The sequence below is a fragment of the Sandaracinus amylolyticus genome (assembly GCF_000737325.1).
Taxonomy (GTDB): Bacteria; Myxococcota_A; Polyangia; order Polyangiales; family Sandaracinaceae; genus Sandaracinus; species Sandaracinus amylolyticus.
In genome coordinates this window covers 23017-44031 of the sequence record NZ_CP011125.1, presented here as the reverse complement: position 1 = coordinate 44031, position 21015 = coordinate 23017, and the positions used below count along the sequence as shown (strand labels likewise).

Here is a 21015-nt window from a genome sequence, read left to right as displayed (position 1 = left end):
CGAAACCATCCGTCACCTCCGCTCCGGCTCTGCCGGAGTTCCCTTCCAACTACCCGAGAAACCCAGGAACACCGAAGCGCGGCGACTCGCCCGCGCGTCCGTCACGACGCGCGAGCGAGAAGCCGTACGATGCGCGAGCCCACGCGCGATCACGGGGCCAGCGAGACCGCGTCGACCCCGACGCCGTCGCTCGTCCCGCCACCATCCGACGAGAGCACGAAGCGGAGACGGATCACGGCGGATCCCGCCACGCCGTCGAGCACGTGCGACGCGGTCCGCCAGACCCCCGCGTTGCCGCTCGAGCCGCGCCACACGTCCGCGCTGCCGGCGTCGTACCAGTTCGTGCCCTCACCGACGGCGCCGAGCTTCTCCCACGCCGCCCCGTCGCGCGAGACCTCGAGCCAGGTGTGATCCTGGTGGCCCGAGCGCAGGGTGTAGATGTGGCTGAACGAGATCGTCGGATCGGCGGTCAGCCCCGACACGTCGAAGCACGGCGACGTCAGGTAGCTGCGCTCGTTGTTGTTGTACGCAGGGTTCGTCGTCCACGCGTACGTGCCTGCACCCGCGCGATCGATGAAGCGCGCCGGCATGCCCATCGGTGCCGGCATCGGCTGGATGCGCGCCCACGAGCTCGCGGTGCCGCTCGCCTCCCAGCCACCGGCGCCGGTCTCGAAGCCCTCGAGGTACGGCGAGCCCGACGCGATCGCGATCACCGGCGAGATCACGACCGAGCCCGTACGCGCGTCGTTCCCGGACGCGACGTCGCCGGCCAGCGCGACCGTGACCCGCACGCTGCGCGTGCCCGCGGCGAGCACCGCGGTCGTGGCGAACGTGTGCTCGTACGTCTCGCCGGGACGCAGCGTGCGCGTGATGCGCTCCGTCACCGGCGCCGCACCGTCGATCGCGTACGAGAGATCGTACGAGCCGATCGTCGTCGTGCCGGTGTTGCGCACCGACGCGGTCACCGGCGTGTCGAGGCCCGCGCACGCGTTCGCCGCGCCGACGCCCACCGCCGCGACCGTCAGGTCCGGCAGCTGATCGCCCATGCGGACGTCGTCGACACCGAAGCCGTCGCGGACGCTGCTGCCGTCCGAGTCGAAGTAGAACCGCAGGCGCACGTTGGCCTGGCCCGCGGTGCCCGGGAGCGTGATCGACGCGCGACGCCAGGTGCCGGACGGGCCGCTGGTGCCCCCCCACGCCTGATCGTCTTCGTCGTTGTACCAGTTGGTGCCCTGCCCGAAGCGGCCGACCTTCGTCCAGGTCGAGCCGCCGTTGAGCGAGAGCTCGAGCCACCCGCGGTCGCAGCACGACTCGGTCTCGAAGATGTGCGCGAACGAGAGCACGACGTCCGTCGTCGCCGCGCGCATGTCGATCACCGGCGACGTGAGGTACGAGGTCTCGTTGTCCGCGTAGTCCGAGGTCAGCCCCGTGACCCACGCGTTGTCGCCCTCGCCGGCGCGCGTGATGAAGTCCTTCGTCGGACGGCCACGCGCCCAGCTGCCGGTGCCGGTCCAGCCGCCCGCGTCGGTCTCGAAGGTCTGCACGTAGCCGAACGGCGTGCCGCACACGCCCGCGTTGTTCGGCACCAGCGTCGAGTCCGCGTCGTTGCAGTCGAGATCGCAGAACGAGCCGTCGCCGTCGTTGTCGACCACGTCGTCGAGCGACGCCGCGTCGCAGTCGTCGTCGATCACGTTGCCGCAGACCTCGCGCGAGTCCGGGTGGACCGACGCGTTGGTGTCGAGGCAGTCGCCGCAGCGCCCGACGCACGTCGCGCCGCACGCCACGTCCGCGTGGCCGTCGCGATCGTCGTCTTCGTTCGTGCCGTCGAGCAGGCCGTCGCAGTCGTTGTCGAGGCCGTCGCACACCTCGGTCCCGCCCGGACGGCGGCGCGGATCGTCGTCGTCGCAGTCGGCCTCGCAGCTCGACGTGTCACCGTCGGCGTCGAAGCGATCGGGGGTCGACGGGTCGCAGTCGTCGTCGAGCGTGTTGTTGCAGAGCTCGTCGCAGTCCGGGCACGTCGTGGCGCGATAGTCGTCGCAGTCGTCCACGCACGACGCGCCGTCGCCGTCCGCGTCGAACACGTCGGGCGTGCGCTCGCTGCAGTCGTTGTCGATGCCGTCGTCGCACAGCTCGAGGAAGAGCGGCGAGCGCATCGCGTTGTTGTCGTCGCAGTCGAAGTTGCACGACGAGCGATCACCGTCGGCGTCGACCGCGTCGAGCGTCGTCGTCGAGCAGTCCTCGTCGATGCGGTTGCACGGGACCTCGGTCGCGCCCGGGTGGACGTTCGGGTCGGTGTCGTTGCAGTCCGTGCCGCCGCACGCCGAGTCGAACGCGCCGTCGCCGTCGTAGTCGACCGAGCAGTCGACGCACGCCGGGGTCTCCGCGCAATCGGGCACGCAGTTCGTGCACGTCTCGCCCGAGTCGCACGTTCCGTCGCCGCACGTGCGCGGCTCGATCATGCACGTCGCGCTGCAGCCGTCGCCGGCGACGTCGTTCTCGTCGTCGCACTCTTCGCCCGCGCGGCGGTTCAGCTCGCCGTCGCCGCACTGCGCGCGCGTGCAGTCGAGATCGCACTCGACGCTCTCGGTGCCGTCGTCGCACTCCTCGCCGCTCTCGATCGCGCGGTTGCCGCACTCGGCCTCGGCGCCGATCTCGGTGCACACGCTCGGCGAGCCGGTGCACGTGAAGCCGCTCTCGATGAAGCAGAGCTGCGAGCAGCCGTCGCCGCCCTCGGTGTTGGCGTCGTCGCAGAGCTCCGGGAACGTGACGATCCCGTCCCCGCAGGGCTCGTCCATCAGGTCGCTGCCCGGGTCACGCGTCGTGCACGCCGCCGCGCTCGTCGCGAGCGCGCCGGCCACGACGAAAGGGAGCAGGTTCGCACCCCGACGCCGCGCCGCGAGCACCACACCGATCGCGAGCACGAGCATCCACGTCGCGGGCACCGCGCCGTTCGATCCGCCGGGCACCGCGCATCCGCAGCCTTCGCTCGGAGGGGGCGGCGCGTGCGAGCCCGAGTCCGGCATGCCCGCGTCGAACGGCTGCGGCACGTGCGCGTCCACGCCCGGGCCGGAGTCCGGCATCATCGGCACCGTCCGCTCGCACACGCCGTCGACGCACATCTGGCCCATCGGGCAGACGACGTCCTCGCACGAGCTCACGCAGCGACCGGCGCGGCACGAGCGGTTCGGCCCGCAGATGACGCCGAGGCACGCTTCGTCGACGCAGCGCCCGGTCTCGTCGCACGCCTGACCCTCGACGCAGCCCGCGACCTCGCAGCGCGTGATGCACGAGCCGGCGTCGCAGATCTGGCACTGGCCGCACTCGATGTTCTCGCAGAGGTCCTCGCAGCGACCGCCGACGCAGCTCTGTCCGTCGGGGCACACCACGCCCGCGCAGACGTCACCGCAGGTGCCGCCGATGCAGCGCTGACCCGTCTCGCAGGTCACGCCCTCGCACGCGTTCTCGAGGCACACGCCCGACTCGGTGCAGGTGAAGCCGTCGGAGCAGCCACCCTCGAAGCACGGGTCGATGCAGCGGCCGCGATCACACACCTGCAGGCCGGGGCAGAGCTCCGTGTTCTCGCCCTCGTCCGTCGTGCCGTCGCAGTCGTTGTCGTACGAGTCGCAGGTCTCGTCGGTCGCGCCGACGAGGGGCTCGCAGACGATGCCCGAGCCCTCGCACTGCGTGCGGCCGTCGGCGCACTGGCCGATCTGACCGGGCACCGTGCAGATGTCGCCCGCGTCGGGGCACTCGACCTCGCCGCGGCGGATCGCGAAGCGCCACACGCCGGGCACGCCGACGTTCGACTGATCGCACATCACGCGGCTGATGCCGTTCGTGCGCGAGCCGGGGATCGTCACGAAGTCGAGGCCGTTCGCCGCGTCGAAGCCGACCTGCGCGGGCGTTCCGCCGAAGCCGGCCGAGCCACCGCTCGCGTCACCGGTCTCCCACTCGCACTGCGTGAAGCGGAACTCGACGTCGAAGTCGCCCGGGACGCCGCAGTAGCGGGCCTCGCGGACGATCAGCTGGAACGTCATCTGGAGATCGTTGTGCGTGTTGTAGTAGCCGACGCGATCCCAGGTCACGACGAGCTGGCCGGGGCTGAGGTGCCACCACACGCCGTTGTTCGAGCGGCTGGAGCAGCTACCGCTCACGCCGCGGATGTCGACGTCCGCCCAGTACGGCGCGATCATCGGCTGGCGCCCGGTGAACGTCGCGGGCAGCGGGATCGGCTCGGGCGTGAACGTGCTCAGCGCCGCGTTGAACGTGATGTTCCCGTTCGTGTTGACGAACACGCGGGTGTGGCGACGACCGAAGAACTCGAGCCCACCGGGGAACGCCGCGGAGAGGTCGATCTGCGGCGAGGACTGGTCGTCGTTGGGCGCCAGGCAGTCCGTGCCGAAGCCGGTCGGGCCGCCTAGGTCGTCGATCAGCTCCGGCTGTGCGAGCGCCGCGGTTGGGCTGCCGAGCAGGGCGACTACGATCGCGGAGGTCCAGACGAAACGGTACACCGATCACCTCACCGTCTGCGCCGCGGTGGGTGGATCGGATACAGAACCGTCCCGAACATACAACGTGGGACGCTGCGATCGCCGACCCTCACCGCGCGGGAAGCGCCCGGGGTAGCACCGAACGAAACGGATTGGTACGACGCTCTCGCCGAATTATTCCTTGCGTTACGCTCCGGAAACGTTCGCAGACGAAATTTTCGTAACTGATCCGAGCGGACCAATTGGGCCATTTGCCTTGCCATTCTGGCCAACGGCACGCCCGCGAACGTCGACCTGACGCCTTGGCGGGACGCTCGGAAACCGATCACGAATCGTGTGAGTCACCTCACTGGGACGGGAGCCAAATCCGGATCTGTCGCCACCGTGAGACTCCCTGAGATGGGTATACCCGTCACCGTTCGCGCCAGATAAGCACCCCGAACGGAGCACCGCGGGCGACGATGGGATCGCCCGTGAGCACGACTGGCCGAGAGCGGTGATAGGCTCGTCAGCCGTGCGCTTGCGCTCGGCAGCCTTCGTGTCGCTCGCGCTGCTCGCGACCGCGGCCGCGTGCGCGCGGCCAGTCACGCAGATCGTGCTGATCGTCGAGTCCGATCTCCGCGCGCCGAGCGAGATCGATCGGATCGACGTGCACGTGCTCGGGCCGAGCGGCGAGCGCGTCCGCGCCGGCGCGACGTTGGGCACGCCGGAGTCGCCGGAGCCGCCGTTCACGCTGGGGATCACGCCGGGGACCACGCGCTTGTCGCCGGTGCACATCCGCGTGGTCGCGTCGCGCCGCGGGAACACCGTGGTCGAGCGGGTGATCCGCACCGAGTTCGAGCACGATCGCTCGCTCGAGCTCGTCGTGCGGCTCGAGCGCGCGTGCGCGTCGGTGACGTGCGGCGAGAACGCGACGTGCTCCGAGGGGGAGTGCGTCGACGTCTTCGTCGACCCGTCGCAGCTGCCGCCGTTCGTGCGCGTGTTCGCGCGCGACGATGCGGGGACGAGCCCCGACGCGTGCGTGGGCGACCCCGGCGCGGCGGAGACGTGCGACGGGATCGACCAGGACTGCGACGGGATGATCGACGAGGGGATCGATCTCGACGCGAGCCCCGAGCACTGCGGGGTCTGCGGCAACGCGTGCGACGAGGGCGTCGCGTGTTTGCGCGGCAGCTGCGGCGATCCCGCGGTGCAGATCGGGCTCGGCGAGGTGCACTCGTGCGCGCTGCGGCGGAGCGGTCGCGTCGCGTGCTGGGGCGCGAACGAGACGGGTCAGCTCGGCGACTCCTCGCGCACCGATCGCGCGCGCGCGACGGAGGTCGCGGGCATCGAGGACGCGATCGAGCTCGGCGTCGGCGAGCGCCACGCGTGCGTGCTCGGTCGCGACGGGCGCGTGCGGTGCTGGGGATGGAACGCGCGCGGCGAGCTCGGCGACGGGACCACGACGAACCGCGATGCGCCGGTCGAGGTGCCGATCGACGCGGTGGTCGAGCTCGGCATCGGGTACGAGCACTCGTGCGCGCGCACGAGCGGCGGCGAGATCTGGTGCTGGGGCAGCCAGGTCGACTTCGATCGCGGCACCGGCGCGCTGCTGAGCCGCTCGTCGCCGGTGCGGATCGGGGGCGTGAGCGCGCCGCGCGCGGTCGCGGGCGGCAACGAGTCGACGTGCGTGATCGAGGGCAGCGGTCGCGTGATGTGCTGGGGGCAGGACGTCGCGGGGCGGCTCGGGGATGGATGGCCGCTCGACGATCGCGGCGCGCCTGCGCCGCTCGCCGAGTCGTTCGCGGCAGAGTCGGTCGAGCGGTACGCGTACGGCTGGTATGCGATCGCCGACGACGGCGGGATCTGGGGCTGGGGCGACAACGAGGACCTGCAGCTCGCGCGCACCGGGATCGCGGAGAGCCCGCGGCCGATCACGCTGTCGGGCCTCGATGGTGCCGCGCAGATCGCGGGCGGGCGCCAGCACGGATGCGCGCGCGGCGTGGACTGGGCGCGATGCTGGGGCAACGACTCGCGCGGGCAGCTCGGTCGCGGGACGATCATGGGCAACGATCACGCGACCCCCGCGGGCGTCGTCGGACTGCCGGTCGGGCTTCGCGAGCTCGCGGTCGGCGGCCACCACGCGTGCGTGAGGACCGACCGCGAGGTGTGGTGCTGGGGCGGCAACGATCGCGGGCAGCTCGGGGACGGAACGTTCGCGGATCGCGCCCGAGCGGTGCTCGCGGTGCTGCCCGGCGCGACCCGCTGACGCCGGCGCCGGCGGAGGTGCGCCGAGCCGGGGCTCGCACACGCGCCGACCAGCGAATTGCTCGACGCGACGTGGAGGCGATCCCGCACGTGTTCGTGCAGAATCTCGGGTGGCGGGGACTTGAGCGCCGGGCGCGCTGAGCCCAACCACGGGAGCGCCTCCATGAACCCTCACGCGTGCTCGATGTATTGCCGCCGATGTGATCACGTGGTCGACGTGATCGTTCCTTGGCGCGGATGGAAGCCCGCGCTCGTCGGCTGGTACGCGATGATGGGGCTGCTCGTCGTGCTCTTCCCGTTCATGGCGTCGGACTACTGCGTGATGATCCCGACGATGATGGCGATCATCCTCGCGGGCAGTCCGCTGCACCGGCTCGCGAAGGAGAAGCCCGTCTGCCGGACGTGCTCGCTCGAGCTCGACGGCGAGCGCGGCGGCACGATGATGCGCGCGCGACAGTGAGCGCCTAGAGAACGGTGCCGTCGGTCTCGACGCGGATCGGCGGCGCACCATCCGGACGCAGCTCGCGCGCGACCTCGCGCCCCGCGTACCAGGTGCCGCCCTCGAGCACCTTGCACATCGGGAGCTGCTCGGGGCCGAGCTGGAGCGCGCTGCGCACGTCCTCGGCGACGTGATCGAGCAGCGCGACCGTCAGCGCGCGCCACTCGACGACCACCTCGCTGCTCGGCGCGTGCGTCCGCTGGAGCACGTCGTCGTGGCGCGGCACGAGCACGCCCTCGTCGACGAAGAGCCCGCCGTTGCGCGACTCGCCGAGGCCGGTGAGCTCGTCGAGCCCTTCGACGCGGAGCCCGGCGCGCTCGAGCGGCTCGATCAGCGAGTACACGACCTGCTGCGAGAGCGCGTGGAACGGCACGAGCCCCTGGGTCGGCGAGCCTCCGCCCGCCGCGGGATGCCGCCACACGTCGCCGAGGTTCACGCCGAAGAGCTCGATGCGCCCCGGCCAGATCGGGCCGAGCCCCTCGAGCACCGCGGCGAGCACGCGTCGCGCCGGGATCACGCGGCCGTGCGTCCTGGCGCTCAAGTGATCGAAGAGGGCGCCGAGGCGCGGGCGCTCCGCGCCGAACAGGTGCGGCGCCGCGCGCAGCGCCGATCCCAGCCGCGTCAGGAGCTCGAGTCGTCCATCGAAGCCGAGCAGCGGGTTGCGCAGGCTCGCCTGGAATCCGCCCGCGACGTCGCGCGCCTCGAGCGCGTCGAGCCCGTCGGCGTCGGCGCGCAGCGCGCCCGACTCGGCGCTGAAGAGTCCGTCCTCGAACATCCGCAGGCTCGCGACCGCGAGCCCTTCGCTGCGCTCGAAGCGCAGCCCGGTCTCGCGCTCGAGGTACGACCAACGCGGCCCCGCCGCGGTGTCGAGCAGCACGCTCGTGATCGCGAGGTCGAAGCGCACCCTCGCCTGCTCGTCGTCGGGAAGGCTCGCCATCCGCGCGTCGAGCGCGGCCACCCGATCCACCCCGCCGCTGCGGAACTGGTTCCAGCGGCTGTGATACGGCACCCGCAGATCGGGATGCGTCGCGCGCGTAATGCGCACCACGCGGCGCACGACCGCGGGCATTCGCTCGAGCCGCACGGCGAAGTGCTCGAGGCGCCCGTCGAGCCCGGCGGCGAGGACGTCGCGACAGCGCGTGCGGATCGCGACCGGCGAGCGGAGCCAGTCGATCGGTCCTCGCGCTTCTGCGCCCAGCGAGCTGTCGCGGTCCATCCGGGTCTCGGCGGCCTGGTCTCCACGATCCCACGGGCTCCGCGGCACGTCCATGCCTCCACCGACGGGAACCGTTCGCGACGTGGGTACACTCCGCGCCGATGGGAGCCCTTCGTTTCGTCCCGGTCGTGGTGCTGACGTCGATGCTGGGCGCGTGCACGTGCGACGAGCCCGCCGTCGCGCCGCGGCCCGAGCTCGATCGCAGCCCCGCGCCGATGCCCGAGGGATGGCGCTACGAGCTCGCGATCGGCGGCGATGCGACGCTCGCGCGCATCCGCGAGGTGCTGCCCGAGAGCCACCTGCGCGCGCTGTTCCCGTCGCGGATCGTCGATCTCGCCGACCAGATCGTCGGCACGACCACCGCGCAACGTGCCGTAATCGCAGACGATTCACCGCTTCGATGCATCGCCCTGGGCGAGACGACGCAGGTCGCGTGCGCGCTCCGGATCCGCGCCGACGCCGCGCTCGAGAGCACGCCGGGCGCGTCGCGCGGCGCGTCGTGGATCGAGTCGGGCGAGCGCGCCGCCGCGGTCGCGGGGGACGTGCTGGTCATCGCCCACGACCGCGCGACGCTCGAGCAGGCGCTGCCCTGGCTGGCGTTCACCGCGATGCCCGCGGAGCCTCCGCACGGCGTGCGGCTTCGAGCCGCCGAGCACGTCGCGGCGACGCTGCGCCGGGAGCTCGACGCGTTCGTCGCGGACCACGCGCGCGAGGCGCGCGAGCGCGTGACCGCGGAGCGCGGCGCCCACGCGGACGCGCCCGTGCTGGGCGAGCCCGAGGCCGTGATCGCGGGGATCGAGGCCGCTCTCGCCGAGCGCATCGCGCTGCTGCCCGACGTGGGCGCGGTCACGCTCGAGCTCGATGCCGACGCGAGCGGGATCGTCATCGATGCCCGCGCCGAGGTCCGCCCCGAGACGCCGCTCGCGCGGCGGATCGCGGGCGCGGGGAGCGCGCCGGTGCGCGGGCTGCGCGAGCTGCCCGAGGGCACCGTGCTCGCATGGGCGTCGGTCGAGGACGAGGCCTCGCGCGAGGGCGCGAGCGCGGCGATCTCCGAGCGCCTCGCGCAGATCGGCGGCGCGCGGATCGACGCGCGTGCGCGCACGACCGTGGACACCGCGCTCGCCGCGTGGGCCGACGTGCGCGGCGACGCGACGGTCGCCGCCGTCGGGCTCGACACCGAGGGCGCGTGGGGCGCGATCGCGACCCGCTCGCCGCACGTCCCGCCGATCGTGCCGTTCCGCGACGCGCTCGCGATCGACTGGGCCGACGCGACCCTCGCGATGCCGCTCGGATGCGAGCGCATCGAGCCGCGCGACACCGACTTCGACGACGCGGTCACGCTCTGCGACACCGCGCACCTCGCGCGCGGCGCGCACGACGGCGCGTCGTCATTGGTGATCGCGCAGGGCACGCTCGAGGGCACGCGGGAGCGCGCCCGATCCCTCGCGGAGCGGATCGCGACCGAGCGCCCGGGGATCGGCGCGAGCCCCGACGTCGAGCGCGTCATGGGCGCGCGTGATCCCGAGGGCACGTTCTTCGTGGGGTACCTCGTGCCCTCGGCGATCCCGTCGCTCGTCGCGCGCCTCGCGCCCTCGCTGCGGCAGAGGCCGCCCGCCGCGCGGCGCGGCGCGGCGTGGGTGGTGCGCGCGGTGCGCGAGGACGGCGAGGTGCGCGTCGAAGCGCGCGCCCCACGTGACGCGATCGTGGATCTGCTGGCGCTCGTCGACCCTCGCGCCCAGGAATGATCTCGACGTGTTCCCCGTCCGCGACCTCAACCCCACCCGCGTCTTCCCGTTCGTCACGTGGACGATCATCGCGCTGAACGTCGTGGTGTGGGTCTTCGCGTGGTCGCTCGGGCCGCAGGGGATCGACGTGTTCGTCTCGCTGCTCGGGCTCGTGCCGCGCCGGCTGATCGCGCTCGATCTCTCGACGCCCGCGGGCCTCTGGACGCTCGCGACGCCGCTCACGTCGATGTTCATGCACGGCGGGTGGATGCACCTGCTCGGCAACGTCTGGTTCCTCCACGTGTTCGGCGACAACGTCGAGGAGCACCTCGGCCACGCGCGCTACGTCGTCTTCTACGTGCTCGCCGGGCTCTGCGCGGCGCTGACCCACGTCGTGCTCTCGCCGTTCGGCACGCTGCCGCTCGTCGGCGCGTCGGGCGCGATCGCGGGCGTGCTCGGCGCGTACATGCTGCGCTTCCCGCGCGCGCCGATCCTCGCGTGGTTCGTCATCGGCGTCGTCGAGGTGCCCGCGTTCGTGTTCCTCTTCGTGTGGTTCGGGTACCAGCTGCTCATGACGTGGGGCTCGCTGGGCTCGATGGAGCAGGGCGGCGTCGCGTTCGCCGCGCACGCGGGCGGGTTCGTCGCGGGCCTCGCGCTCGAGCGTCTGCTCGCGCCGACCCGCGAGGCGCTGATCCGCGAGCGAGCAGAGCGTCGCCATCGCCTCGCCGAGTCGCGCGCGCGCCGGGTGCAGGAGCATCGTGAGCGCCGTCGCTGGCTCGATCCGGACTGAGATCGGATCGCGCGTGCGCGCGTCCCACACGCGAATGCGGATCGCGTGCTGGGGGATCGTGGTGCTGGTGGGATGTGCGAGCGGCCCCGCGACCATCGACGACGCCGCGTCACCGCTCGCGCGCGACGAGCCGTTCGTCGTCGACGGGCTCGTGCTGTGGAACGGGCCCATCGCGGACGCGCCCGAGGCGGTGCGCGCGATGTGGTCGTTCGTCGACGAGGCGATCGCCGCGAGCGACGGCGCGCCCCGCACCACCGACACCGACGTCTACCTCCCGTACTGGGCCGCGGCGCGCGCACGCATCGAGCCGCGCGGGCACGCGCTGGTCGCGACGCGCGAGCGCGCGTACGCGGAGATCCCGGCCTACGGCCTCTTCGAGACCCTCACGTCGCTGCTGCTCACCGAGCACGAGATCCGCGCGCTCGAGGAGGCCGGCTTCGCGCCCGTCGTCGGCGGCTGCGGCAACGGCCCGGCGGGCACGCTCGGCGATCTCCTCGACGACTGTCGTGAGCACGCCGAGCGCTGCGTGCGGCTCGCGGAGCGCGCGACCGGCGCGATGCACGAGAACGTCGCGCCCTGCGCGCGACGCGCCGCGATCTGCCGCGCCCGCCACGACGCCGCCGATCAGGACGTCTGCGACGTCGACTACCCCGAGTGACCGGCGCCGTCGCTCGTGCTCGCCATCGCGAAGTACGCGCTCAGCCGACCGTCCTCCGCGATCGTCGCGACCGCGCCCTCGCCGCCGAGCCTCGCCTCGAGCACGCCCGGCGCGATCGCGGTGCCCGCGACGCCCTCGACCGCGACGCGCACGTAGCGTCCCGGCGGCAGCCCGAGCGCCGCGGCGCGCGACTCGTCGAGCGTGTCGTTCGACGTCGAGACCTCGAGCGTGCCCCCGTCGCCGAGCGCATCGCGCGCGTTCGCGACGAGGCTCACGACGAGGTGATCGAAGTGCACCGGCACGATCGACACCGGCAGCGCGCGCCGCGCGTCGAGCCGGATGCGCACCCGCGCGCCGACCAGCAGCTCGAGCATCGGCGCGAGCTCGCGCACCCGCGCCGACGCGTCGATCACCCGCGCCTCGGTGGGCTCGCGTCGCGCGAACGCGAGCAGCTGCCGCGTCATGTGCCCGGCCTGGAACACCGCGCGCTCGATGTCGGCAGCGCGCGCGCGCTGCCACTCGCTCGTGAACGAGCCCTCCAGCAGTTCGATCTGCCCGGCGATCGTCATCAGCGCGTTGTTGAAGTCGTGCGCGATGCCGCCCGCGAGACGACCCACCGCCTCCATGCGCTGCCCGTGCGCGAGCCGCTGCTCGAGCTGCTTGCGGTCGGTCACCGCGAGCGCGACGCCGCGCACGCTGTGCTCGCGCCCGGTGCCCGTGAGGTCGTGATCGCCGCGCAGCTCGAGCCACACCGTCCCGCCGTGCGGCGTGCGCGCGCGACACTCCACGCGCAGCTCGCGGCCCTCGGTGCGCGACGCGTCGAACGCCGCGCGCACCGCGTCGCGATCCGCGGGATCGATCGCGCGCAGCAGCTCCTCGAGGCGCGACGGAGCCCAGCCGCGCGGCCTCGCGAGCAGCGCGCCGAACGAGTCCGACACGTCGAGCTCGTCGCGCGCAGGCCACCACCGCCAGATCGCGATCCGTGCCGCGCCCAGCGCGAGCCGCAGCTCGGTCTCGCGTTCGCGCAGCATCGTCTCGGCCTCGCGCCTCCGCGCGCTCTCGATCGCGAGCCCGACCATGTCGCCGATCGAGCCCGCGAAGAGCTGCTCCTCCGCGCTCCACGTGCGCGGCGGCCCGACGTGCTCGTGGCAGACGACGCCCACCGAGCCCACGCCGCCGACCACCGGCGCGTCGATCAGCGCGCCCACGCCGTAGTGGTCGAGATAGCTCTCGCGCAGCGCCGACGTGCGCGGATCGCTCCGCGCGTCGTGCGCGTCGATGATGCGATCCGAGTCGAGCGCCTCGAAGTACACGCGGTGATCACCGCGCGTGATCACGAGCCCTTCGGTGTGCGTGCCGGTGCTGCGATCGAAGAGGCACGCGCACCGCAGCGTGCTGCGCTCGGCGTCGTCGAAGAGCCAGATCCCCACCCGCGCCACGTCGAGCGTGGTCGCCGCGACCTCGGTGATCGCGCGGAACGACGCGCGCACGTCGGCGCCCTGGCTGCGCGAGCTGCGCGACATGTGCCCGAGCGCCTCGAGCATCGCGCGGAGGCGCGGGAGCTCGGTGTCCGGCGTCGCGGTGTCGTCGCTCCCCATGTGTATCGACGATACGTCCCCCGTCCCGTCCCGAACAACTCTGTCCAGGTGGACAGAAGCGTCCGCGCGTCCACCGCCGGAACGGAAGGATTTCACGACGGCATAAGGCGTGCTCCGAGGCGCGCGCTCCAAGGAGGTCGTTTCCCGATGTCGCCGCCGAACGTGATCACCCGGCCGTCCTCGCCCCCGACGGACGACCCGCGCGACGCGGTCCTGCGCCGCCACAACCAGATCCTGCTCTCGCTCGCGAAGAGCACCGAGCTCGACGGCTCCGATCCCCAGCGCGCGTGGCGCCTCCTCACCGAGGCCGCGACGCACGGCATCGGCACCGAGCGCGCGTCGATCTGGTTCTTCGACGAGCACCGCACGCAGATCGAGCTCGTCGACCTCTTCGAGCGCTCGAAGGCCGCGCACTCGGCGGGCTTCGTGCTCAAGGCGGCGGACTATCCCGCGTACTTCGCGGCGCTCGCCGAGGATCGCACGATCGCCGCGAGCGACGCGCGCCACCACGCCGCGACGCGCGAGTTCAAGACGGGCTACCTCGAGCCGCTCGACATCCACTCGATGCTCGAGGCGCCGATCCGCCGGCGCGGCAAGGTGGTCGGCGTGCTCTGCCACGAGCACGTCGGCGCGCAGCGCACGTTCTCGCGCGAGGAAGAGCAGCTCGCGGCGAGCATCGCGGACCTCGTCGCGCGCACCCTGGACGATCGTGACCGCCTCGCCGCCGAGAACGCGATGCGCGCCGCGAACCGCGAGCTCGAGGAGCACAAGGCGCGGCTCGAGCAGGAGGTCGCGGAGCGCACGCGTGATCTCGCGGCGCGCAACGCCGAGAACCAGGAGCTCATCCGCCGCCTGCGCGGCGCGGTCGAGCAGCTCTCGAGCCCGGTGCTCGAGCTGTGGGAGGACGTGCTCGCGGTGCCGGTGATCGGCGTCGTCGACTCCGAGCGCGCCGCGATGCTCGTCGAGCGCGTGCTCGAGGACGTCGCGCGCCGCAACGCGCGCTTCGTGCTGATCGACCTGACCGGCGTCGACGTGGTCGACACCGGGACCGCGGATCGCCTGGTGAAGCTCGCGCGCGCGGTCGAGCTGCTCGGCGCGCGCTGCGTGCTCACGGGCCTGCAGCCGCTGGTCGCGCAGACGCTGGTCGATCTCGGCGCGGACTTCGGCGAGCTCGAGACGCTGCGCAACCTGAAGCAGGGCCTCTTGCACGCCCTGCAGAGCGAGCGCTCGCGCCGCGAGCAGACGCGCGCGCACGAGAGCACGAGCACCGCCCGCCGCTGATCACGACATGCCCAGCACGCGACATCCGGCGCACCGCCGGGAGCCGCCAGCCACCACGCACCTGCCGTCCGTCTCGCGACCGACGGCTGGTAGGATGCCCGCGATGGAGGAGACCGCGAGCCCCCCGCGATCCGGCTCCCACACCGCGGTGAGCGCCGAGGGCGCGCCGGGGCGCGTGCTCATCGTCGACGACGACACCCAGGTCGCCGAGACGCTGCGGCTCCTCCTCCAGCAGGACGCGCACGACGTGTTCGTCGCGCACGACGCGATGACCGGCGCGCAGTGGGTCGACGAGCACGGCATCGAGGTCGTGGTCAGCGACATCTACCTGCGCGGCCCGACCGGGCTCGAGCTGCTCTCGCGCTTGCGCGGCAGCGAGCGCGACGTCGAGGTGATCCTGATCTCGGGCGAGCCCTCGGTGGAGACCGCGCAGGAAGCGGTGCGCCACGGCGCGTTCGACTACCTCGTGAAGCCGGTGAGCGGGCGCGTGGTGCGGCGCACCGTCTCCGAGGCGCTCGCGCGCAAGCGCTCGCGGGATCGCGCGGGCAAGGATCTCGATCGCGAGCGCGCGCGGCTCGAGGCGATGGAGCAAGCGGTCGAGCGTCGCGCGCACGAGCTCCGGGTCTCGCACGAGCGCTACCAGCAGCTCATCGAGGGCCTGCCGCTCGCGGTCTACGAGCTCGACTGCGCGACGATGCGCCTGACGTACCTCGGCGGGCGCCTGGTCGAGCAGATGGGCGACGTCGCGCGCCACGACGCGGGCTGGATCGAGGCGGTCCACGAAGAGGATCGCCTCCGGGTCAGCGAGTACCTCGCCGAGGTGATCCACGGCGAGGCCACGCGCTCTCCCGACGAGGTGCGCGTCCTCGGCGGCGACGGGCAGGTGCGCTGGGTGCGCGTGCTCGCGAACGAGGTGCAGCGCGAGCCGCTGCGCATCTCGGGCGTGCTCGTCGACGTGACCGAGCAGAAGCTCATCGAGGAGGATCGCCGCCGCCTCGAGCGCGAGCTCGCGGAGGCGAAGGCGAGCCTCGAGCGCGCGCTGATCGAGCAGCTCGACCTCGGCGTGGGCGCGCGCGCGGTGCGCATCGACGAGAGCGTCGACGACGCGCTCGCCGCGGACTTCGGGCGCTCGCCGGGCATGCTCCGGGTCGCCGACGAGGCGCGGCTCGCGGCGGAGCACGACGAGACGGTGTTGATCAGCGGCGAGACCGGCACCGGCAAGGGCGTGCTCGCGGAGTGGATCCACGCGCACGGCGCGCGGCACCACGCGCCCTTCGTCGCGCTCAACTGCTCGGCGCTGCGCGGCGAGCTGCTCGACAGCGAGCTCTTCGGGCACGCCCGCGGCGCGTTCACGTCGGCGGTGCGCGATCGCCGCGGTCTGCTCGAAGAGGCCTCGGGCGGCACGCTCTTCCTCGACGAGATCGGTGAGATGAACCTCGAGACCCAGGCGCGCCTGCTCAAGGTGCTCGAGGACAAGTCGTTCCGCCGGCTCGGCGAGAGCAACACGCGGCGCAGCGACTTCCGGCTCGTGTGCGCGACGAACCGCGATCTCGCGGACGAGGTCGCGCGCGGACGGTTCCGTCAGGACCTCTTCTTCCGGATCAACGTGCTCTCGATCCGGCTGCCCGCGCTGCGCGAGCGCACCGGCGATCTCGCGCCGCTCGCGCGGCGCCTCCTCGCGAGCCTCGGCAGCCCGACGACCGAGCTGCCGCGCGCGACGGTCGACTTGCTCGAGCGCTACGACTGGCCGGGCAACGTGCGCGAGCTGCGCAACGCGCTCATCCGCGCGCTGCTCCTCGCGCGCGGCGGGCCGCTCCTGCCGCGTCACTTCCCCGACCTCGGCGAGCGCGTGCCGGTGCGCACCGCGTCGCGCTCGGTCACGCCGCCGCCCGCGCCTCCCGAGCGTCCGGTGTTCGTCGGCGCGCCTGCGGTCCCGCCGAGCCCGGCGGAGCGCGAGGACGCGCAGATCCGCGAGCTGATGCGGCGCTTCGACGGCAACGTCGCGAAGGTGGCGCGCACGCTCGGGATGTCGCGAACGACGTTGTACCGGCGGCTGAAGCAGCTCGGGATCTCGCCCGAGGGCTGAGCTCGCGCCGCGGACAGGAGTGTCCACCGTGGACACCTCCGTCCTCCCCCGGACGCGTGACGAATCTTCGATTTCCCCGCCAACGAGGGCTGGCGTTTCCTTTGCGAAGGGGGCCGCGCCCACGATGACACTGCACGTTCCGAAGCGAGAGCCCGAGGTGCCCGAGCCCTCGGCCCTCCGCTCGATCCCGCCAGGGCTCGCGCGCGCCGGGGTCGACCCGCTCACCGGATTGCCGGGGCACCACGCGCTGCACGCGTGGCTCGAGCGTGCGATCGCGCGCTCCGAAGCGCGGGATCAACCGGTGTCGGTCGTGGTGCTCGACCTCGATCGCTTCGGCGAGGTGAACCGCATCGTCGGCCACGCCTCGGGCGACGAGGTGATGCGTGAGATCGCGCGCGCGCTCGATGCGGTCGACGAGGACATCCCCGCCCGCGGCGGCGCGCCGGTCGTCGTGCGCTCGAGCGGCGACGAGTTCGCCGCGCTGCTCGCCGGATGGTCGCGCGAGGAGGCCGTCGCGTGGGCCGATCGCAAGCGCGCCGCGATCGCGTCGCTGCGCTTCCTCGCCGGCCACACCTGCTCCGCCTCGGCCGGCGTCGCGACGTTCCCCGAGGACGCGCCCGACGCGCGCGAGCTCGTCGTGAGCGCGCGCGCCGCGCTGCGCGTCGGCAAGCGCGAAGGCCGCAACTGCACGCTCGCCTACCAGCCCGCGCACGACGGCGCGTGCGGCATCGCCGAGCGCGTGGTGCACGCGCTGCTCGAGCGCCGCGGAGCGCGCGCCCTCGCGTTCGTGCACCAGCCGATCGTGCGCGCGGGCGATCACGAGGTCGTCGCGTGCGAGGCGCTCTGCCGGCCTCGCCTCGAGCGCTACGCCTCGCCCGCCGCGCTCTTCGCCGCCGCCGCGGCGTCCGACGTGGTCTGGGAGATCGGGCGGCTCGTGCGCAGCGTCGCGACCGAGCCGCTGCGCCGCGATCCCAGCCTCGTGCCGCTCTTCTTGAACCTGCACCCGCACGAGCTCGCCGACCCGACGCTGGTCGATCCCGAGGGAGAGCTGCGCGCGATCGCGCCTCGCGTGGTGCTCGAGATCGGCGAGTGCGCGCGCCTCTCGAGCCTCGATGCGGCGCGCGCCGCGATCGACCGCCTGCACGCGCTCGGCTTCCGGGTCGCGCTCGACGATCTCGGCGCGGGCTACGCGACGCTGCGCTGGATGTCCGAGCTCGACCTCGACTACGTGAAGCTCGATCGCGCGCTGATCGCCGACCTCGATCGGTCCGCCGCGCGGCGCACCCTGGTGCAGGCGCTCGTCGAGTTCGCGCACCAGCGCGGACAGATCGTCGTCGCCGAAGGGGTCGAGACCGAGGGCGAGCGCGACGCGCTCACGAGCCTCGGGTGCGATCTGCTGCAGGGCTGGCTCTTCGGGCGCGGCACGAGCCAGGTGCCGCGCCTGCCGCCCGGAGGCGCGCGTTGAGCACGGTCGCGCAGAGCGCGGTGCTCGCGATCCTCGAGCAGCACATCTCGCCGCTCCATGCGCGCGCGATGCTCGCCCGCGCGGCCGGAGGCGACCGCGCGATCGACGTCGGACGCTTGCCCGATCTGGTCGAGGCGCTCGAGCGCGGCGTTCGTCTTTTCGGAGGCGCGCGCCTGGAGGACACGATCAAGCGGCAGATCCTCGCGCTCGCGCCGAGCGAGGCGACCGAGGTGCGCATCGAGATCGCGGAGGAGCGCGACGTGATCGAGGCGCGCCTCGCGGCGCGTCAGCTCTGCCAGACGATGGGCTCGCGCGCGCTCGTGATGCAGCGCGTGGCGACGGCGGTCAGCGAGCTCGCGCGCAACGTGAGCCTCTACGCCGTGCCCTCGGGAGGGCCCTCGGGAGGAAGACGCGGCGTGGTGACGCTGACGCCGCTGCGCGGCGGCGCGGCGCTGCGCATCGTGGTCGAGGACGAAGGTCCGGGGATCGCGGACCTGAAGTCGGTGCTCGACGGGAGCTACGTGAGCAAGACCGGCATGGGCAAGGGGCTCGTCGGCGTGAAGCGCCTGGTCGACGACTTCGACGTGAGGACGAGCCCGCGCGGCACCCGCGTCGAGGCGACGGTCGTGCTCGATCCGACGAGCGCAGGGAGCGCGCGGTGAGCCCGGCTCAGAGGTCGATCACCACGAGCGTGGCGTCGTCGTGATCCTTGGCGTGACGATCGAAGAGCTCGCGGCACGCCTGGGCCGCGTCGCGGCTGCGCGTGTCCGAGAGCGACATGCGGGTGGAGATCCCGTCGGTCGCGAGCACGATGCGAGCGCCCGCGGCGCGCGCGCACTGCACGGGACGGAGCCTCGGCATGCGCACCCCGACGACGCCGGGCGTGGGGACGAACGAGAGCGCGAGCCCCTCGGCGCGCAGCGCGACGTTGCCGACGCCGCACGCGTCGACCTCGCTGGCGCGCACGAGCACCGCGGTCATCGCCGCGCCGCGGGAGCCGCGGAGCGCGGTGTGGGCACGGTCGAAGAGCGCGCGCAGGCCGAGCGAGACGTCGGCGCTCTCGAGCGAGGCGCGCAGGGCGCGCGCGACCTCCTCGGCCTTCTCGCCGTGACCGAGCGCGTCGATCGCCGCGATCAGGATCGCGGTCTCGTGGCGCACCACGACGACGTCGTCGCCGCAGGCGGTCTCACCGGGGAACGGACGAACGAGATGCGCGAGGCCACGGAGCACGGGGCACAGACTGCATGAGCGCGAGGCCACGGAACAGGGCCGCGTTGACGATGCGCTGCACGAGCCAGGCGGACCGGCTCGCGTGCGGCGCGGAAGCGGGCGCGTTCGCGCGGCGGAACGGGCTCGGGATGCGCGCGTCGGGCGAGCTCGTGCTGTGCGTGACCGAGCTGCTCTCGAACGCGGTGCGCCACGGCGGCGGCGAGGGTCGGCTCGAGCTGCGGGTCATCGAGGACGGCATCGAGGTCGAGGTGCGCGACGAGGGCCCGGGGATCGCGAGCATCGAGGACGCGATGCGCGACGGATGGTCCCAGGGACGGCAGCGCGAGCCGGGCGAGGCGAAGCCGATGGGCGCGGGGCTCGGGATCGGGCTCGGCGCGGTGAGGCGGCTCGCGGACGGGATGGTGGTGGAGAGCGAGGTGGGGGTCGGGACGAGGGTGCGGATCGTGAAGAGGTGGTGAGCACGGGGACGGCCGAGCACGAGGACGGGAATGGGATGTCCCGCCAGAGCTCGCGTTCCGGCTCGGAAAAACGCGATTTCTCGCCAAAAATCGCGTCCCGGCTCGGAAAAACGCGATTTGTCGCCAAAAATCGCGTCCCGGCTCGGAAAAACGCGATTTCTCGCCAAAAATCGCGTCCCGGCTCGGAACAACGCGCCTACTAGGGCTCGAACACGAACGGGAACTGGTACGTGACGGAGGCGCCCTCCGGGCCGGGGTCGATCACCCAGCCGTCCATCTCCTCGACGATGCATGCGGCGACGGCTTCGCCCCGCGCGCCGGGCATCGAGCGCTCCACGACGCGCACGCCGGTCACCTCGCCGCTCTCCGCCTCGATCGTCATCCGCACCTTGATGCGGCCCCGGAGCGCCGGGTCGTCGCGGAGCTGCTGCTGGTAGCAACCGCGGAGCACGTGCTGCTGCGCCTGGATGCGTCGGATGACGGCACGCACGTCGTACCCGCACGAGGTCGAGGGCGGACGCTCGACGCCGGTGCGCACGCTTCGCGTGTGCTCGTCGATGCGCACCGCGCGCGAGCGCTCCGGCGTTCCGTCGTCGCGCACCATCGAGGTCCCCTCGATGCGCGTGCGAACGTCGAACGCCATCGCGTCGACCTCGTCGAGATCCGCGATCACCCGCACCCGCGCGAGGCCGGTGGCGTGCGCGAGCGCGATCGGATCGTCGTCGAGCTCGAGCGTCGCCTCCGCGCGGAGCCCGTCGGCCACGCGACGCGTGCGCGCGACGAGCGGCTGCTCGCGCTGCTCGACGAAGAGCTCGCTCGAACGCGCCCGGGGATAGGGCGCGATCACGTGGCGGATGAAGCGCGCGTCGGCGAGATCGTCGCCCCCTCGGTCACAGACGAGGATGGGATCGCCGCGCAACGTTCCGTCGGGCGCGAGCTGCAACACCACGTCGACTGTCGCGCTGGCCTGATCGCCCTCCTGCTGCTGGGTGAGCGTCGCGGTCGCGGGGTAGGCGCCGTCGTCGCCACGGGCGCCGATCCACAGCACGACGCGGGTGTGGCGCACCCGCTGGAGCACGCCGTCGAGGCGCTCTTCGACGTCGTGGTCGATCGTGTAGACTGCGCCCGACTGGATCGCGCCGGTCGCGATGGTCGCGCGGCGTGGGCGCGACGCGACGGAACGGCTCGGCGCGCTGCCGCACGCGACGAGGGTCACGAGCGAGAGCGCGCCGAGGACGATGAGCGGGGGTCGGAGCAAGTCGGCCTCGCAGCG

15 protein-coding genes are annotated in these 21015 nt (G+C 72.9%); 10 read left to right on the top strand and 5 right to left on the bottom strand.

What is annotated here, in order from left to right; all coding sequences use genetic code 11:
- Window positions 1–149 precede the first annotated feature (149 nt).
- The gene (locus DB32_RS00190; protein ID WP_053230383.1) at window positions 150–4511 is read right to left on the bottom strand and encodes a nidogen-like domain-containing protein; all 4362 of its coding nucleotides are present in this window, start codon (window positions 4509–4511) and stop codon (window positions 150–152) included.
- 493 nt (window positions 4512–5004) lie between these two features.
- On the opposite strand from DB32_RS00190, the gene DB32_RS00185 reads away from it, so the two are divergent.
- Complete coding sequence (locus DB32_RS00185; protein ID WP_157068539.1) at window positions 5005–6738, top strand: MopE-related protein; 1734 nt, start codon at window positions 5005–5007, stop codon at window positions 6736–6738.
- 162 nt (window positions 6739–6900) lie between these two features.
- Window positions 6901–7197, top strand: coding sequence for a hypothetical protein (locus DB32_RS00180; RefSeq protein ID WP_169791274.1), 297 nt, complete (start codon window positions 6901–6903; stop codon window positions 7195–7197).
- A gap of 4 nt (window positions 7198–7201) precedes the next feature.
- Here DB32_RS00180 and DB32_RS00175 read toward each other — a convergent pair whose 3' ends face one another.
- On the bottom strand, window positions 7202–8500 hold the full coding sequence (locus DB32_RS00175; protein WP_275935448.1) for a DUF1688 family protein: 1299 nt from the start codon (window positions 8498–8500) through the stop codon (window positions 7202–7204).
- Between the two features lie 53 nt (window positions 8501–8553).
- On the opposite strand from DB32_RS00175, the gene DB32_RS00170 reads away from it, so the two are divergent.
- The 3 genes from DB32_RS00170 to DB32_RS00160 are packed head-to-tail and all read left to right on the top strand — an operon-like array spanning window position 8554 to window position 11624.
- Window positions 8554–10197: a hypothetical protein gene (locus DB32_RS00170; RefSeq protein ID WP_157068537.1), complete on the top strand. Its 1644-nt coding sequence runs from the start codon at window positions 8554–8556 to the stop codon at window positions 10195–10197.
- 7 nt (window positions 10198–10204) lie between these two features.
- Window positions 10205–10966, top strand: a complete 762-nt coding sequence (locus DB32_RS00165) for a rhomboid family intramembrane serine protease (protein WP_083458438.1) — start codon at window positions 10205–10207, stop codon at window positions 10964–10966.
- Between the two features lie 34 nt (window positions 10967–11000).
- Entirely contained in the window at window positions 11001–11624 is a 624-nt protein-coding gene (locus tag DB32_RS00160) for a hypothetical protein (RefSeq protein ID WP_157068536.1), read from the top strand.
- On the opposite strand, the gene DB32_RS00155 is transcribed toward DB32_RS00160, so the two are convergent.
- Entirely contained in the window at window positions 11612–13222 is a 1611-nt protein-coding gene (locus DB32_RS00155) for a GAF domain-containing protein (RefSeq protein ID WP_053230376.1), read from the bottom strand. The two genes, DB32_RS00160 and DB32_RS00155, sit on opposite strands and share 13 nt — an antisense overlap.
- A 147-nt stretch (window positions 13223–13369) precedes the next feature.
- On the opposite strand from DB32_RS00155, the gene DB32_RS00150 reads away from it, so the two are divergent.
- The 4 genes from DB32_RS00150 to DB32_RS00135 all read left to right on the top strand — a co-directional run bounded on the left by DB32_RS00150 (window position 13370) and on the right by DB32_RS00135 (window position 18716).
- Window positions 13370–14503, top strand: a complete 1134-nt coding sequence (locus DB32_RS00150; RefSeq protein WP_053230375.1) for a GAF domain-containing protein — start codon at window positions 13370–13372, stop codon at window positions 14501–14503.
- A 103-nt stretch (window positions 14504–14606) separates the two neighbouring features.
- The gene (locus tag DB32_RS00145) at window positions 14607–16589 is read left to right on the top strand and encodes a sigma-54-dependent transcriptional regulator (RefSeq protein WP_169791273.1); all 1983 of its coding nucleotides are present in this window, start codon (window positions 14607–14609) and stop codon (window positions 16587–16589) included.
- A 28-nt stretch (window positions 16590–16617) separates the two neighbouring features.
- Window positions 16618–18054: a GGDEF and EAL domain-containing protein gene (locus tag DB32_RS00140; protein ID WP_157068535.1), complete on the top strand. Its 1437-nt coding sequence runs from the start codon at window positions 16618–16620 to the stop codon at window positions 18052–18054.
- Window positions 18051–18716 (top strand): ATP-binding protein, encoded by a 666-nt coding sequence (locus DB32_RS00135; RefSeq protein WP_053230372.1) that lies wholly within the window; start codon window positions 18051–18053, stop codon window positions 18714–18716. Before DB32_RS00140 ends, DB32_RS00135 begins: the two co-directional genes overlap by 4 nt.
- A gap of 7 nt (window positions 18717–18723) precedes the next feature.
- Here DB32_RS00135 and DB32_RS00130 read toward each other — a convergent pair whose 3' ends face one another.
- A complete protein-coding gene (locus DB32_RS00130; protein ID WP_053230371.1) occupies window positions 18724–19284 on the bottom strand; it encodes a hypothetical protein in 561 nt (186 codons plus the stop codon).
- A 50-nt stretch (window positions 19285–19334) separates the two neighbouring features.
- On the opposite strand from DB32_RS00130, the gene DB32_RS00125 reads away from it, so the two are divergent.
- Entirely contained in the window at window positions 19335–19742 is a 408-nt protein-coding gene (locus DB32_RS00125) for an ATP-binding protein (RefSeq protein ID WP_053230370.1), read from the top strand.
- Window positions 19743–19941: 199 nt separating this feature from the next.
- On the opposite strand, the gene DB32_RS00120 is transcribed toward DB32_RS00125, so the two are convergent.
- Window positions 19942–21000: an AgmX/PglI C-terminal domain-containing protein gene (locus DB32_RS00120; protein ID WP_053230369.1), complete on the bottom strand. Its 1059-nt coding sequence runs from the start codon at window positions 20998–21000 to the stop codon at window positions 19942–19944.
- Window positions 21001–21015: the final 15 nt, after the last annotated feature.